We start from the raw sequence: 16,269 nt of genomic DNA, 5'->3' as shown, positions 1-16,269 counted from the left end.
ATGTCCCCTCTTTATTTATTCAGAAAATCAGATATATCTTTAAATATTTGTTCTGTGCTTTCATCTTCATCCAGGTCATACCATTCAACATCCAATTGATTCCTGAAAAAAGTCAGCTGTCTTTTGGCAAACTGTCTTGTATTCTGCTGAATCTTTTCTTTTACTTCATTCAGTGAACATTCACCTTCAAAATAAGGGATGAACTCCTTGTAGCCTATTGCACCTTTTGCGGTCGTCGACAGGCTGTGCTCCTTGAATAACTTCTCGGTTTCTTCTGCTATACCCGCTTCAAACATGTCTTCGACCCTCTGGTTGATTCTGTCATATAATACGGAGCGTTCGCGCTCCAATCCTACTATAAATGTATCATATTTGGGCGTCTCTTGATAGTTTGAGTCCTTGCCGGCAACACGGTTGCTGATCCTTTCGGACAGTTCGAATTTGATAAGCTGCCTCAAAATTCTCTGACGGTTATTCGGATGGACGCCCGCTGCGAGCTCTTCCGATATTTCCTTCAGCCTGCCGTATAAAATTGTCGTACTCAGTTTATCGAACTTTTCCATCAGGTCCCGTTTTTCCTGGTCATCTTCATCATGAAAATCATAGTCAAAGATCAGCGCACGGATATAATGACCTGTCCCACCGACAATGAAAGGGACTTTATCATCTTCATGGTAAGTGTCTATCAGGTCATCCACTTCATGTTTGAAGTCATGAACGGAGAAGCTTTCGCTTGTCTTTTTTATATCTATCATATGATGGATGATCCCTTTTGTTTCTTCAGGTTTTATTTTCCCTGTAAGAATATCCATGTCCTGGTAGACCTGCATGGAATCGCCGCTGATGACGTCGAGGTCAAATCGTTCAGCTATGTCAATTGATAAAGATGTTTTGCCGACTGCCGTCGGCCCGATCAATACGATTAATTTTTCATTAGTCGACACGTAACATCACCCACTCCAAAAGTTTTTGATACACCTGTTCCCTGTTCTTTTCATTCAGCACTTCATGACGGCTTTTGTCATAGAGCTGGACCGTGACCGAATCCGTGTAACGAATCAGATTCTTTGCCAGTGCCCTGATATCTTGGCCGAAACCGGAAAACGGATCCTCCTTGCCGCCGATCAGCAGTATCGGTATGCCGGTCTGATATTTCCCGAGTACATTATTGCTGTTTGTCAGCCTGATACTTCTGACGATTTCAGCCAGGGCATTGAAAGTCATGTGCTGCCCGCAGTATTCATCTTCATTATAGCTTTGAACGACTTCCATGTCACTGCACAGCCAGCGGTTTTCAAGCGTTTCCGGAAAATGCTTATCGTAGCCGAAAAAAGCGATGTTTGTCAGCAATTCACCTTTCATCCGAGGTCTTATACGCTTGGCTGCATTCATGAACTGTGACAGCAGACCGTCAAGAATGCCATCTTTGTTGCCTGTTCCGACGATGATACCCGCATCATATTCATGCGTCGAGAGCAGCCTTCTCGCTACGATTGAACCCATGGAATGACCGAGTACAAAAGTTTTCAAGCTGCCGGGAATCAGTGATTTGACGGCCAGAGCGTCGGTGATCAGATCATCGAACCTGTCGAAGTGGCCGAGGTTTTCCGAATTTTTGCCATGTCCCCTGTGATTATGGATCACAACATGGATATCATTCGCCATCAGCCATGTACATAATTCATTGTAACGTTCCAGATGTTCAGCCATCCCGTGCAAAATCTGGATGGCGGCAACCGGACGTGCGGGCCTGAAAACTTTCGCTTCTATTTCATAATTTCCATTATATACCTTTTCATAAGAAATCACCTGATCCCCCCCTATTTCATTATTCTGTTGAACATCTTTTCTATCTCATATGTTGTCATGTGTATGATGACAGGACGGCCGTGCGGACATGTGTAAGGACTGTCGCATTCATTCAATTCTTCAAGGAGCGCTTCCATCTGGTTCTTGTCCAGATAGTGATTCGCCTTGATCGACTGTTTACAGCTCATCATGATTGACATCTCTTCACGGTAGTCATTGACGCTGAAGTTGTCCGAGCGGCTTATGAAATCGATCAATGATGCAATGTCTTCTTCCGGTTTGTCCGCTTTTATCCAGTTCGGATAACGTGAAATGGAATAGTTTTTTATGCCTGTTTTTTCAATTTCAAAGCCGAGCGCCTTCAGATCGGTCATCTTCTCATCGATCGTTATTACGTCATCCAGCGGAAATTCAAATGTGTAAGGAATGAGCAGCGGTACGCCGTCACCGTCAGTTTGAATATTTTCGTAGTAATACTCGTATTTGATCCTTTCCTGCGCAGCATGCTGATCCATCATATACATGCCCGTATCATTCTGCATCAGTATATATGTGCCGTGCAGCTGGCCTATGATTTCCAGGTAAGGCAGTTTTTCCTTTTTCAACGGCGGTGTCTTTTGAACAGAAGTTGACGCCGTATGACGGAACGAGTTTTTATTCCGTTCCGGTGCCGGGGTATGATTCCGCTCCCGATAATCAGGCTTGTCCTCGGTCTTTATGAAAGAATTGCCGGTGCTGATTGACGGCCGGCCTTCCCTTTCTTCAGTGACAGGTTCACTGATGTTCTCCCTCCGGCGGAAATCTGACGTTTCTAAATTTTCTTCGCGCCTGTCGGGATTATTCATAAAATCGAACTGCGACTGTTCCATCTTCTCTTTCGTTTCTTTTTCCGGCTTCTTTTCAACGTCGGGTATCAATGTTTCCGAACGCAGTGCTTTCCTCACAGTATCTTCCACCAGCTGATTCAGATCAGACTCTTTTGAAAACCTCACTTCCGTTTTCGCCGGATGGACGTTCACATCCACTATTTTAGGATCCATATCTATGTTGATGACAGCGATCGGATATTTATCTTTCGGCTGTAGTGTATGATAGCCTTTGATGACACTTTGTGAGAGCCTGAAATTTTTGATGAATCTCTGATTGACCGACAGATTAATGAAGTTACGGTGGCTTCTCGTCACTTCGGGACGAATCAGGTACCCGCTCACGTGAAAGTCCGGTGAAGATGCTTCAACCGGCACTGCGAGCCGGGCGATATTGATACCGTAAATATCTGCGATGACCGCCTTCAGATCTCCTTTTCCGCTTGTGCGGAGCTTCTCTTTGCCGTCAATCATCAGACGGAAACTGACGTCCGGATAATTCAGCGCCATGCGCTGGATGATGCCGATGACCTTGCCCGCCTCCGTTCTGAGTGAGCGCACATATTTTAATCTGGCAGGGGTATTGAAGAACAGTTCCCTGATTGTGATATCGGTTCCGACTCTTGCCCTGCCGGGTTCAGAGCTCGTTTCTGTACCGCCGTCATACTGTATTTTGACCGGCTCTGAATCCTCATTCAGCGTTTCAAGCGTCACTTTCGACACCGCACCGATACTTGCAAGCGCCTCTCCCCTGAAACCGAGTGAGCGGATCTGAAAGAGGTCATAATCGTCATTGATCTTGCTCGTCGCATGACGTTCGAACAAAAGCTTCGCATCATCCGCTTCAATGCCCTCTCCGTTATCGATGATTCTGATCTCCTTCATACCCGACTCTTCGATATTCACCTGTATTTCGGTTGCGCCGGCATCAAGCGAATTCTCTACAAGTTCTTTGACGACCGAGCTCGGCCGTTCCACCACTTCACCAGCAGCTATTTTATTTTGAATCTTCGGGTCCAGGATTTTGATCTTACTCATTCTGATCACCTTTAATCATGTGTTTTAAATCGTTCAGAGCCCGCAGGGCATCAAGCGGTGTAATGCTGTTGACATCTATCGCCGTCAATCTGTCCATGACATCCTGCGCCTCGTCGCTCCTCACGGCTGTTTCCATATCATCAAGCGGCAGTTCCAACTGATAGTTGCCGGCATCGCCGGACGAACTTCTGCTGGACTCGAGCGATGCCAGTTTTTCTCTCGCATATGAAGTCACTTCCTCAGGCAGTTCAGCGAGCCGTGCCACATGGATTCCATAACTCTTTTCTACGGCACCCGGTTTGACTTTATGAAGGAAAACAAGCTTTCCGTCATATTCAGTGGCTTTCACATGATAGTTTGAAAGACCGCCGAGCTCTGCATCGAGTTTCGTCAGTTCATGGTAATGCGTGGAAAATAAAGTCTTCGCCCCGATGAAGTTATGGATATACACAAGCATGCTTTCAGCCAGTGCCATGCCATCGTAGGTCGACGTCCCGCGCCCGATTTCATCAAATATCAGAAGACTGTTTTCCGTCGCTTTTCTTAAAGCATCATTCGCTTCCATCATCTCAATCATGAATGTCGATTTGCCGCTGGACAGATCATCACTTGCCCCGATTCTCGTAAATATCGCATCGAAGACCGGCAGTGTGGCACTTTTAGCCGGTACGAACATGCCCATCTGGGCCATGATGCTGATAATCGCAACCTGTCTCATATAAGTACTTTTACCCGACATGTTCGGTCCGGTAATCAAGTACATGAAATCTTCCTGATCCATTTTCAGGTCGTTCGGCACATAAGTGTTTTCTCCGATGACCTTTTCAACGACCGGGTGCCGGCCTTCTTCGATTTCGAATCTATCCTGGTTGAAATCCGGTTCAGTCAGACGGTATGTGTTTGACACTTCGGCATATGACAGCAGGCAGTCGAGCGATGAAATCATTTCCGCAGTCCTTTGAAGCCTTTCGATAAACCCTTCCATCTGTGTCCTGAGTTCAGTGAACAGACGGTATTCCAAAACGATGCTCTCGTCTTCTGCCGTCAATATTTTCGTTTCCATCTCCTTCAGTTCCGGGGTGATGAAACGTTCAGCGTTCGTCAATGTCTGCTTACGGCTGTACTCGAACTTTTCGGCGTCGAAATTCATTGCATTCACTTTGGATATTTCTATGAAATAGCCGAATACCTTATTGAAACCGATCTTGATATTTTTAATGCCGGTCCGTTCACGTTCAGCTTCCAAATATTCGTTCAGGTAGCTTCTCGCATTATCCTGTATATATCTGAGTTCGGATAATTTTTCGTTATATTCCGACTTGAAAATATTGCCGTCACGTACAGTTTTCGGCGGCGGGTCCAGCAGGCTTTCATTTAAAATGTGAAAAACATCTTCAAGTGCATCGAATTCCTTGAAAATACGGAAGTCGAGCAGGTCCAGGTCGGAAAGAATCCTCTTGATTTCAGGCAGCCCTTCCAGCGAATCCCTGATCTGCACCAGGTCTTTCGCATCAATGTTGCCGAAGCTGAGCCGGCCGACGAGACGTTCAATGTCGTAAACCTGATTCAGCAGTTTGATCAGGTCCGCTCTTTCAATGAAATTATCAAGAAAGATATTGACGACGTCATGCCGTGCTTTGATCTGTGTGACGTTCATCAGCGGGCGTTCTATCCATGATCTCAGTTTCCTTTTCCCCATCGGGGTTTCTGTACGGTTCAAATACCAGAACAACGACCCTTTCTCTTTTTTCGTCTGGATGTTGCTGAGCAGTTCCAGGTTCGAAATCGCTGTGCTGCTGAGCTGCATTGCTCCGCTGATATTATGCTTTTTGACGGGTCTGAAGTGCATCAGACTCTTCATATTATTTGCAGTAATATAGGACATGAGAAGATTGATGACATCATCTTCGTCGACATTTTCCTCTTTTTCAACGCCGTATTCCTGCACATTCTCATAGACGGTATAAAGCGGGGGATCGTTATATATGAATTCGATCAGCCGTTCACTGTCCTTATCTACCACGAGTTCTGAAGGGCCTATCCTCTCCACTTCATTTTTCAGTTCATTTTCGTCGGCTGTCTGAAATGAATACAATTCGCCTGTAGAGATGTCCGCATAAGACGCACTGTAATGGCGACCGTCAGTGTGCAGCGCAAGCAGATAGTTGTTTCTGCCGTCATCCATGCCGAAGTCATCAATCAGAGTGCCGGGAGTGATGACCCTCACCACCGCCCGCTTGACCATTCCCTTGACTTCCCTCGGGTTTTCCATCTGTTCGCAGATGGCGACTTTAAAGCCATTTTCAATCAGTTTTTCGATATAGTTTCTTGAAGAATGATGAGGCACACCGCACATCGGTATCGGGTCTTTCTTTTTATCGCGGGCAGTCAGCGTAATTTCGAGCACTTTGCTCGCTGTGATTGCATCATCATAAAATAATTCATAAAAATCACCCAGTCTGAAAAATAACAGAGCATCCGGGTGCTCATCTTTAATAGATAAATATTGTTTCATCATCGGCGTTGTTGACTCAGCCATAATAACACTTCCAAATTAATAATTTTATCTCTTTAATTATATCATCATTCAAAGTGGTGATTGAAGAAATAAGTGCTAATCCTGCATTTTATGAAGAACATTGCGTTTTTCCAGCTGCATCAATATGAACCATGACAAAACAGCACCGAGCAGACTGCTGACAATAAACGCCGGTGCCAGTACGAAAAAGAAATCCCCTTTTAGTCCAAGCACCAGTATGAGCGGGTATGTCATCAGCGCACCGATGAGTCCGGTGCCGGCCACTTCACCGATGGCCGCAAAGTGCAGCTTTTTAAACTGGCGGTACATGAGCCATGCGAGAAGCGCCCCCATCATGCTGCCTGGGTATGCAAACGGTGTGCCGGTCCCCATCAGAATGCGGATCGTCGATGAAACAAATGCCTGCAGTACGACCCACGGACCGGTGAGCACAGCACCGATCACATTTATCAGATGCTGTACCGGTTACGCCCGTATCGCTCCGAGCGGAATCGTCACTATCAATCCGAGGACGACATTCAGTGCAACGAGTATGCTTGTCAGTGTCAGTTTTCTTGTCATAGTGTATCTCCTCTTTCCTTAAATAAAAAACAGCTGTACATCAATGAAAGATGTACAGCTGTATTAGAAATTTTATTTATAGTTCTTCCGGGTCCTGGTTCGGCCTGTTTCTCATCGCCGCTCCCGTTTCACCCATCAGCAGGTCTCCGCCTGTAGACGTGATCACTTCTTCAGTGACAGTTCTGCTGATTGCATGCGATACGAGCTGCAGCAGCTCGTTCATCTGACGCTGGGAGTCTTTGAACTGTTCCACAATCGGCATTTCATCCAGTTCATCCTGAATCTTCTTGATCTTATCTTCCGTCATCTGGTAGGCACGTTCCTTACCGTAGTTCTGGAAGTTGACCGATTGTTTCTGCAGACTCTTCAGGCTTGCCATACCTTCACGGACGTCTTTGTTTTCATGAATTTTGGCTTCCGCCTTTTTGAAAAATTCAACCTGTTCCGTTTCAGCCATCATCTTGCCCAACTTTTTCGCTTCTTCAACTATTTCCTGCTTTGTATACATTAAGCTTCCACCTTTTCTTCATTAAGCACTTCTACAAATTCACCCATTAAAGAATAATTTCTTGTTTCAGTTACTTTTACTTTTACTATTTTACCAATTACATCATCGCCCGGTGCTGTGAAATTCACAAGCTTGCTTTTATCTGTGTAGCCGGCGTAAATATCATCACGCTTTTTACTTGTTCCTTCACAAAGCACATTCACATACTCGTCCTGGTATTTGCTGAGCGCATCACGTGTATAATGCGTCACCAGACGGTTCAGCCTCTGCAGACGGTCTTTTTTATCCTGGTCGCTCACATTGTCTTCCATTTTAGCTGCCGGCGTGCCGTCTCTCGGTGAGTAGATATACGTGTAGGCATGCTCGAATCCGACTTCCTGATACAGTGACATCGTATCAAGGAACTGTTCCTCGGTTTCATTCGGGTAGCCGACAATAATATCCGTCGTCAGTGCCACATCAGGCATTTTCGCTCTGATTTTAGCGACAAGTTCAAGATAGGCTTCTCTCGTATACTTTCTGCCCATGATCTTCAGCACGTCATCGTTGCCGGACTGTACAGGCAGGTGGATATGCGGCATCAGGTTTTCACCTGTCGCAAGCACATCAATCAGGTTGTCTGTGAAATCCCATGGGTGGCTCGTTGTAAAGCGCACGCGCGGAATATCAGTCTTTGAAACATCATGCATCAAGTCGCCGAGATCGTAGCTATAGTCTAGATCCAGGTCCTTGCCGTATGAGTTCACATTCTGGCCGAGCAGCGTGATCTCCTGGTAGCCTCTCGCCGCGAGGTCTCTGACTTCCTCAAGAATATCTTCAGGCATTCTTGAACGCTCTTTACCGCGTGTGAAAGGAACGATGCAGTATGTACAGAACTTATCACAGCCGTACATGATGTTGACCCATGCTTTCGTTCCGCCTTCGCGGACTTTCGGCAGGTTCTCGATGACGTCGCCTTCTTTGGACCACACTTCTATAACTTTCTCTTTGGACATGTATGCTTCGTCCAGGATGTTCGGCAGACGGTGTATATTATGTGTGCCGAAAATGATATCGACGTTCTGATATGATTTGAGAATTTTATTTACCACTGATTCTTCCTGGGCCATGCAGCCGCATACTCCGATCAGTACTTCCGGGTTGTTCTGTTTGACATGTTTCAAGTTGCCGATCTCACCGAAAACTTTGTTTTCCGCATTTTCACGGATCGCACAGGTGTTCAGCAGGATGACATCCGCATCATCCGTCGTATCCGTATGCTCATATCCGAGCGCTGTGAATATGCCCGCGATGACTTCCGTGTCATGCACATTCATCTGGCAGCCGTAAGTTCTGATGTAGAACTTGCGGCCATTGCCGAGACCTTTGAACCGTTCATCGATTTCAAAATCTTTATGGTACTCAACTTCAGTCTTTCCGCGTCTTCTTGCATCCCGAAGATTAGGCGGCTGGTAGACATGTTGAAAATATTGGCTGTAGTCTTTTTCTTCTGTTTTCTGTTTGACTTTTGAAGCATCCAGTCTCTGTTCTTCATTCATCTTAAAACCCCATTTACTCCATTGAAATATCTTTATATATTATATCGGTTTTTATCTGTAATTTAAAGTACATTTGACCGATTACCTTGCATCGGTGACATTAATGAGACTGAATTCAGTTCCCAGGAAGAATGAGACAAAAGCGATTACAATGACCATCTCTACAAATAAAACATCATACTTCGAGAATGAAGTCTGGTAGTAGTACGTTCTCGGTCCGTCATCGAACTGTTTCGCCTCCATTGCGACACCGAGACGGTAGGCTCGTCTGATGCTTTGTGACAATAAAGTGATCACTGTCGTAATGAAGCCTTTCAGTCCTGAAATATGCCTTTTATGGATGAGCGGCTTCCTGACTTTCCTTGCCTGCCTCAGCATCATATACTCGCCGGCTATAATCGGCACCATGCGGATTGCCGCCATGAACGAGTATGCAAATTTCGGCTTTAATCTGAGCTGGATCATCAGGCTGTAAAAGACGTCCGTCAGTTTGGTCGTGAATATGACGAGCGCCCCAAAAAACGACAGTGTCAGACCGCGCATCATAATGTGGATTCCTCTTATCAGACTCTCCTCGGTAATATGGATGAGCCCGAAACGGAACAGCGTCGTCGTTCCGGCGCCGTAAAATACCATGTACATCGCTGAAAATGCACCGAACACCAAGAATAATGCCAGCATCACCAAAAGATACCGGAGCTGGATGCCTGACAAAACAACCAAAGCAACAAGCATAATCATTGCCAGATAGAACAGCTGGTTCGGATTATGCATCAGGACAACGAGCAGGAATAACAGCAGGCCGATCAATATTTTAGTGAGCGGATTCGTCTTATCGACGAACGTATAATACTTTTTAATATGCTCAAGCATGACCGTCACCCCGGACTTCCGTAATCGCTTTATTTTCAAGTATCAGCCTTCTTGTCGGATAACGTTCCGTTATCCCGCGGTCGTGAGTGATCATGATGACGGTGACACCGTCTTCGACACGCTCATAAAACATTTTGAGCAGTTCATATGAAAGTTTCTGATCAAGGCCGAACGTCGGCTCATCAAAAATCATGACTTCCGGCACCCCGCCGGTTGCGGTTGCAACAGATAGACGCCGCTTCTGCCCGGTCGAAATCTCGAGCGGGTGCAGATGACTCACATGATCGAGCCCGATTCTTCTGAGCAGCGCCTCACACTTTTCATGTGCCTCATCAGGCGGGTAATGCATTTCCAGATTGATGAATACTTCATCATAAACTGTGTTCGTGATAAACTGCAGCTCCGGATTTTGAAAGACGGGATAGACGGTGCCCGCGATATCCTTAGTCTTCCTGACTTTGTTGCCTTTCACATGAATGTTGCCGACCGTTTTGATCAGTTTCATCAGCGCAAGCATCAGACTTGTCTTTCCGGTGCCGTTTTGTCCTTCAATTGTCAGCCATTCACCTCTTTTAATTATTAAATTGTCAATGTTCAAAAGCGTCTCTTTCCCTCTTTCGAGCGTCATGTCATTTATTTCTATAAGCGTTTCGTCACCCGGCTCTACTTTGTTGAAAACTGGCGCGTAGTCCCAGGAGTATGGGTGCCATACACCGTATTCGTTCAGCAGCCCGATATGGTGCTCCATAATGACTTCGGGACTTTCATCCATGATCAACTCGCCATCGCCGTTCATTAAAATGACCCGGTCGACTTTGTCCCAGATTTCATTTACCCGGTGTTCAACGATGACGACGGTTTTGTCCGTCCAGACATTTCGAAGCGTCTGCCACAGGCCGCCGACCGATGCGGCGTCAAGCATGCTTGTCGGTTCATCGAGCAGTAAGGTCCCGCTGCCCTGAAGCAGTGCAGATGCGATCGCCAGACGCTGCTTCATGCCGCCGGACAAATTGTTGATCGGCATCTTCAAATCCGTGTTCAAACCCACTTTTAAAAGCGCATCCTGGATTTTTTTGTCCATCTCACCCTGCGGTACACTTCTGTTTTCCAAAATGAACGCGAGCTCTTCAACGACGGTCGGCATCGTAAACTGTGAATCCGGATCCTGGAAGACATATGCGGCACCGGTGTCGACATCAAGGACGTCCGCCTTAAAAGGAATGTCCATGCTTCTCGGTATATTGCCGCCGAGCAGATTGAGCAGTGTACTTTTTCCCGAACCCGACGGTCCGAGCATCAGCACCTTTTCTCCGGTGTTTATTTTTATATTCAGATTGCTGAACTGTCTTTTGTCTGTTTCAGGAAATTTCAGCCTGAGGTTCTTTATTTCAATAGCCAAATCATTTACAATCCTTCATCGTGACTTAATTTGCGCCTGCCGACAAATTTCAGTACGCCGGTCTCTTTCAATGCCTGGTAGATCAAGTGTGCAAGAACCCCCGCAATTAATGCGCCGCTGATGATTCTGAGCGAGAACATCAATACGATATTCCACACAGCCACTTCAGCGAGATATCCGTAAAACCAGTCGATCGGCAGTGTGATCAGTGCCGCTGCGATACCTGCGTATACTGCCGTCATCATTTTCGTGCTCTCATATTTGAATGCGGCGAAAATAATTTCACATGCAAGACCCTGAAGCAGCGCATAGACGATTAAAATTACATCGAACTGCAGCGTGACAATCGTTTCACCGGCACCTGCCGCAAACTCGGCGAGCAGTGCAACACCCGGCTTCCTCAAAATTAAATACGCGACGACAGCGGCGATGAACCACATGCCGTATACAAGTTCATTCAAATGCAGTCCGAGCGGCTGGAGCACCGTATACACTGCACCCCACAGCGAGTAGATCACTGCGAATACAAAACCGATGACGACCGTGATCAGTACATCCGTCAATGTCAAACCTTTTCTTTGTGCCATAACAAAACTCCTAAAAATATATTTCCAAATAAAAAAACACACCGCAGACGTACGGTGTGCATATGTAAAATATGCCACTTTCCTACGCTAGCATGATCTAGATCAGGTATAAGGGTGAATCTCAGCCCGGAATGGGCACCCCTAGTGGATGTGTTTATTATTCAGTTAATTAGTATGATAGTACACTTAATGTATTTTGTGAAGTTATTTGGCATTTATCATCTCATAGTAGCGGCCTTTTTTCTCAAGGAGCTGTTTTTCCGAACCGGATTCCAGCATCTGTCCCTGTTCCAATACAAATATTCTGTCCACCGCCTTGATTGTGTTCAGACGGTGGGCGATTATGATGCTCGTCCGCCCTTTCATCAGATGCTCGAGCGCTTCCTGGATTTTGAGCTCGGTCACCGTGTCGATACTGGATGTCGCTTCATCAAGAAGGAGGATGGCGGGATCTGTAATGAGTGCACGGGCGATGGAAATCAACTGCTTCTGTCCCTGTGAAATAAACCCTTCATCCAGTTCAAGCACCGTGTCGTAGCCGTCTTCAAGTTGAACGATGAAGTCATGCGCATTCGCGAGCTTCGCCGCTTCAACCACTTCCTCATCCGTTGCATCCAGTTTGCCGTAGCGGATATTTTCCCTGATGGTCGATTCGAACAAGTACGGATCCTGCAGGACAAATGCCGTCTGCGAACGGACATTATGACGTTTGTAATCCGTCAGATTCGTTCCGTCGATCAGCACTTCCCCGCTGTCCACTTCGTAGAAACGGGCGAGCAGCTGCATGACCGTCGTCTTGCCGGCGCCCGTCGCACCGATCAGGGCGACAGACTCACCGGCATCGATGGAAAATGACAGATCCCGTATAGTCGGTTCAAACTGTTCCATGTCATAAGAAAAATACACATTTTTAAAATCGATTTTACCTTCGATCGTCTGATCTTCGATTGTGCCCTCATCGGATTCCTCTTGTGTATCGATAATCTGGAACACGCGCTCAGCACCCGCAATTGCGGACAGCACCTGGTTGAACTGGTTGGACAAATCCGCAAGCGGACGCGTAAACTGCCTTGCAAATTCTGCGAAAATAACAATCGTACCGATCGTCACAAGACCGTCAGTGTAAAGTGCGATCAGACCGCCGGCACCGGCAACGATCGCAAAGCTGATGTTGTTCAGCATGTTCATTATTTTAGGGATGAAACCTGCATAAAGCAACGCCCAGAACGTCACGTGCTTCAGTTTGCCTGCACGTTTCTCAAAATCATCAGTCGTCCTGTCTTCCTGAGAGAAGACTTTGACGATTTCCTGGCCGGAGACGACTTCTTCAATGTAGCCGTTCAGCTCCCCGGTCCGCCTTTGTCTCTGTTTATAAAGCGGACCGGTCCTTTTCGTCACGAATGCCACACCGAAGATGAGCACCGGGATGATGGTCATGGTAAGCAGTGTCAGCAGCGGACTTAAATATAACATCACCGAAACTGTACCGATCAGCGTGACTATACTCGTTGTAAACTGGATGAATGACGAGTTCATCGTCTGTGACAATGTTTCAATATCATTCGTCATACGGCTCATCAGTTCACCGTGCTGCCTTTTATCAAAAAATCGGACCGACAGCTCCTGCATATGTGAAAATAAACGGACCCTCAAATTATAGATTGTCCTCTGTGCGAGCCCCACCATCAAAAATGATGCCAGGTACTGAGTAGCCGATGACATCAGATATACAAAGAAGATGAACACCAATACCCCGATCAGTCCGTCGAACTCCTGGACGACGAGATAGTTGTCCACCGTCTGTCCGACGAGGAACGGACCGGCGATGGTCAATAGACTTGTTATCATCACAACGAAGATGATGAAGTATAATAAACGCCGCTCCCCTCTCATGAATTGCCAGAGGCGGACAAGTGTCCCCCAGAAATCATTGGCACGCTGGTCCTCTTTTTTCTTTTTACTCTTCAGATCTTCCTTCGTTAAAATCGGTTCATAGCCGAACGGCCTTTTTATTTTATCAATCATCGATATGCCCCCCTTCATTTTGGGATGCGTTGATACGGCGGTACAGCTCAGACTTTTCAAGCAGCTCCGAATGCGTCCCGGTTGCGCTGATTCTGCCGTCATCCAAAAGAATGACCCTGTCCGCCCTTTCTGCAGTGACGATTTTTTGTGTGATGACGATGCGTGTCGCCTTCTCTTCATTCAAGGCTTCCCACAGAGCCGACTCGGTTTTGATGTCGAGTGCGGATGTACTGTCATCCAAAATGAGTATCGACGGCCGACGCACAAGTGCACGCGCAATCGACAATCTCTGTTTCTGTCCGCCGGAAAGTGTCACACCGCGCTGGCCGACAATCGTTTTATACTGATGGTCGAACCCTTCGATGTTTTCATGAATCTGTGCTTTTTCTGTCGAAGCGATGATATCGGAATGAAGCGCTTCGTCGTCGCCCCACAGCAGATTTTCATAAATCGAACCGGAAAAGAGTATCGCTGACTGCGGCACATAGCCGATTGTCTGTCTGAGATCTTCTTCATTCCAGTCCTGCACATTGATGTCATTGACGTAGACATTCCCTTCGACCACATCATACATTCTTGGAATCAGGCTGATCAGAGTACTCTTGCCGGACCCGGTACCGCCCATGATGACGAGATTTTCATTTTCAGCAACTTCAAATGAAATATCTTTTAATACATATCGGGTCGAGCCCGGATATTTGAACGATACATTGCTGAAGCGTACAGAACCTGCTTTCGCTTCCTGATTGATTGTCTCATGATTATTTTCTGTAATCGGTAAATCAAGCACCGCGTTCATACGCTCACTGCTCGCTTTGGAACGTGAGTATGCAATGATGATGAATGCAAACATCGAGAATCCGCCCTGCATTCTGAGACCATAGTTGATGACAGCCACAACTTCACCGATCTGCACATTGCCGGCAGTCAGAAGATCCGATGATGCCCATATGACAATCAACAGGCTCGTGTTCATGATGATCAGTAATACAGGCAGTATGGACTCCACCAGTCTGAGGCCGCTGACCGTATCGTTTTTAAGCTTGCCCGCCACCTCGAAAAACTTGTTGTTCTCAAATGAAGCACGGTCGTTCGCCTTGATCAGGCGGACAGCTTCCAGATTTTGCTGGATGAAACGGTTCAGTTTATCCAGACGTTTCTGGACCCGTAAAAATATTTTCGCACCGTGTTTTGCCGCTATGTATAAAAAGATCAGCAGAAACGGTGTCAATACGGATAAATAAAACCCGAGCGTAGGATTGACGACGAATGACATGACGAGAGAACCGATGACAAGGAGCGGTGCCCTGAGCACGATTCTGAGCGACATGTACAACAGCATTTCAGTCATCAGCACGTCCTGCGTCAGACGTGTAATCAGACTCGAAGTCGGAAATTTTGACAGTGTCGTCAAAGTGAAATTCTGTATTCTTTTAAAAATTGCCAGTCTGAGATCATAGCTGAAATTCGTCGCGACGAAACTCGCAAAATAGGAATTGATGATCCCGGCGATGAATGACACCAGACTGAGTGAGAGCATTACACCGAGATACAGCCAGACTACATCGAGCTCCTCCATGACAATACCATCATCGATCACTTTTGATATGAAAAATGGCTGCAGCAGCTCCACCGTGAGTTCAGTCAACATACATAACAGCGCAATCGCCATAAACCACTTATATTTAAGGGATTTCTTAAAAATCTTTAACACATGACACACCACGTTTCTTTCGATTACCGAAGTATTATTTATATTATGACACAATTTTGAGATAATTTGTAGTGAAATTTTTATAAATTAATAAAACCGGCTGCTTATGAACAGCCGGCCTATCCAGTGATTATCACATTCATATTGGATAAAAGTTCCAGGGCCTTATCATGCAGATCATCACTTGTACTGGCCACAAGCCGTTTATTCAAAATGAGATCAGCATGAGGGAAGATATTCTGGATGACCATGATATTTGCGAGTATGCAGATGTTCGTCTCCGCACCGATGAATTCAATCGGCCGGTCGCTTTCAACATCGTTCAGATAAGTTTCCTGCAGACTTTTCGCCTCTTCCGGGGGGATGCCGTAAAAAGTTTTGGTGTACTCATCTCCATTATTTTCGAGAAGCTGTCTGAATTGAGGGTGGATGGTCTCATCAAAACGGATGCTTTCAGTAGAACGGTTCTGATGTTCGAACCCGGGATACAGATTACGCGTATATATTATCGGCTCGTCTTCATCGACGGCCATTTGAATCCTTCTTTCGATGCCGTCCTTGACGTACTGAGTCCATTGGGCATAGCCGCTGCCCCTCTTGTCGAAAATGTCATTCTGCAGATCAATTGCTATAAGCATAGGCTGGTGCACCTCCTGTTTTTCTGTATGCTTTTGATTTTACTATCATAATGGTGGCGGGTCATTCATTTGAGCTTGAGGGCGGGACAGTTGGTGGGCGATAGAGTCAGCATATCGGGATTTTATGCTGACTTAATCGATTTCCGCTGTCTAATCCGATCATAACAGGATTTC

The 16,269-nt window shown here is 46.2% G+C and carries 12 protein-coding genes, 1 pseudogene and 1 riboswitch; all 13 genes and pseudogenes read right to left on the bottom strand.

Annotated elements, in window-relative coordinates; all coding sequences use genetic code 11:
* Positions 1-11 precede the first annotated feature (11 nt).
* Positions 12-944 carry a tRNA (adenosine(37)-N6)-dimethylallyltransferase MiaA gene (gene miaA, locus BLR15_RS01050; protein WP_092983786.1) on the bottom strand — a complete coding sequence of 311 codons (933 nt, stop codon included), beginning with the start codon at positions 942-944 and terminating at the stop codon, positions 12-14.
* Positions 934-1,809 carry an alpha/beta fold hydrolase gene (locus BLR15_RS01045; RefSeq protein ID WP_245696450.1) on the bottom strand — a complete coding sequence of 292 codons (876 nt, stop codon included), beginning with the start codon at positions 1,807-1,809 and terminating at the stop codon, positions 934-936. Before BLR15_RS01045 ends, miaA begins: the two co-directional genes overlap by 11 nt.
* Positions 1,810-1,820: 11 nt before the next feature.
* Complete coding sequence (gene mutL, locus BLR15_RS01040) at positions 1,821-3,713, bottom strand: DNA mismatch repair endonuclease MutL (RefSeq protein ID WP_092983784.1); 1,893 nt, start codon at positions 3,711-3,713, stop codon at positions 1,821-1,823.
* The gene (gene mutS / locus BLR15_RS01035) at positions 3,706-6,252 is read right to left on the bottom strand and encodes a DNA mismatch repair protein MutS (protein ID WP_092983782.1); all 2,547 of its coding nucleotides are present in this window, start codon (positions 6,250-6,252) and stop codon (positions 3,706-3,708) included. Before mutS ends, mutL begins: the two co-directional genes overlap by 8 nt.
* A gap of 75 nt (positions 6,253-6,327) precedes the next feature.
* Positions 6,328-6,813: pseudogene (gene thiW, locus BLR15_RS01030) on the bottom strand (energy coupling factor transporter S component ThiW).
* 76 nt (positions 6,814-6,889) lie between these two features.
* Positions 6,890-7,321, bottom strand: coding sequence for a YlbF/YmcA family competence regulator (locus tag BLR15_RS01025; RefSeq protein ID WP_092983780.1), 432 nt, complete (start codon positions 7,319-7,321; stop codon positions 6,890-6,892).
* Positions 7,321-8,859: a tRNA (N6-isopentenyl adenosine(37)-C2)-methylthiotransferase MiaB gene (gene miaB, locus BLR15_RS01020; RefSeq protein WP_092983778.1), complete on the bottom strand. Its 1,539-nt coding sequence runs from the start codon at positions 8,857-8,859 to the stop codon at positions 7,321-7,323. Before miaB ends, BLR15_RS01025 begins: the two co-directional genes overlap by 1 nt.
* Before the next feature lie 81 nt (positions 8,860-8,940).
* Positions 8,941-9,732 (bottom strand): energy-coupling factor transporter transmembrane component T family protein, encoded by a 792-nt coding sequence (locus tag BLR15_RS01015; protein ID WP_092983776.1) that lies wholly within the window; start codon positions 9,730-9,732, stop codon positions 8,941-8,943.
* Positions 9,725-11,131 (bottom strand): ABC transporter ATP-binding protein, encoded by a 1,407-nt coding sequence (locus tag BLR15_RS01010; protein ID WP_092983774.1) that lies wholly within the window; start codon positions 11,129-11,131, stop codon positions 9,725-9,727. The genes BLR15_RS01015 and BLR15_RS01010 overlap by 8 nt, the downstream gene beginning before the upstream one ends.
* Before the next feature lie 5 nt (positions 11,132-11,136).
* Positions 11,137-11,718 carry an ECF transporter S component gene (locus tag BLR15_RS01005; RefSeq protein ID WP_092983772.1) on the bottom strand — a complete coding sequence of 194 codons (582 nt, stop codon included), beginning with the start codon at positions 11,716-11,718 and terminating at the stop codon, positions 11,137-11,139.
* A 62-nt stretch (positions 11,719-11,780) separates the two neighbouring features.
* Positions 11,781-11,871: riboswitch (TPP riboswitch) on the bottom strand.
* Positions 11,872-11,922: 51 nt separating this feature from the next.
* Positions 11,923-13,743 carry an ABC transporter ATP-binding protein gene (locus BLR15_RS01000; protein WP_092983770.1) on the bottom strand — a complete coding sequence of 607 codons (1,821 nt, stop codon included), beginning with the start codon at positions 13,741-13,743 and terminating at the stop codon, positions 11,923-11,925.
* The gene (locus tag BLR15_RS00995) at positions 13,736-15,457 is read right to left on the bottom strand and encodes an ABC transporter ATP-binding protein (protein ID WP_407927504.1); all 1,722 of its coding nucleotides are present in this window, start codon (positions 15,455-15,457) and stop codon (positions 13,736-13,738) included. The genes BLR15_RS01000 and BLR15_RS00995 overlap by 8 nt, the downstream gene beginning before the upstream one ends.
* Positions 15,458-15,576: 119 nt before the next feature.
* The gene (locus tag BLR15_RS00990; protein WP_092983766.1) at positions 15,577-16,095 is read right to left on the bottom strand and encodes an isochorismatase family protein; all 519 of its coding nucleotides are present in this window, start codon (positions 16,093-16,095) and stop codon (positions 15,577-15,579) included.
* Positions 16,096-16,269: the final 174 nt, after the last annotated feature.

Source organism: Lacicoccus qingdaonensis, from assembly GCF_900101075.1.
Taxonomy (GTDB): domain Bacteria; phylum Bacillota; class Bacilli; order Staphylococcales; family Salinicoccaceae; genus Lacicoccus; species Lacicoccus qingdaonensis.
The sequence above is the reverse complement of the archived record's forward strand: the minus strand, read 5'-3'. Positions and strand labels throughout refer to the sequence as shown.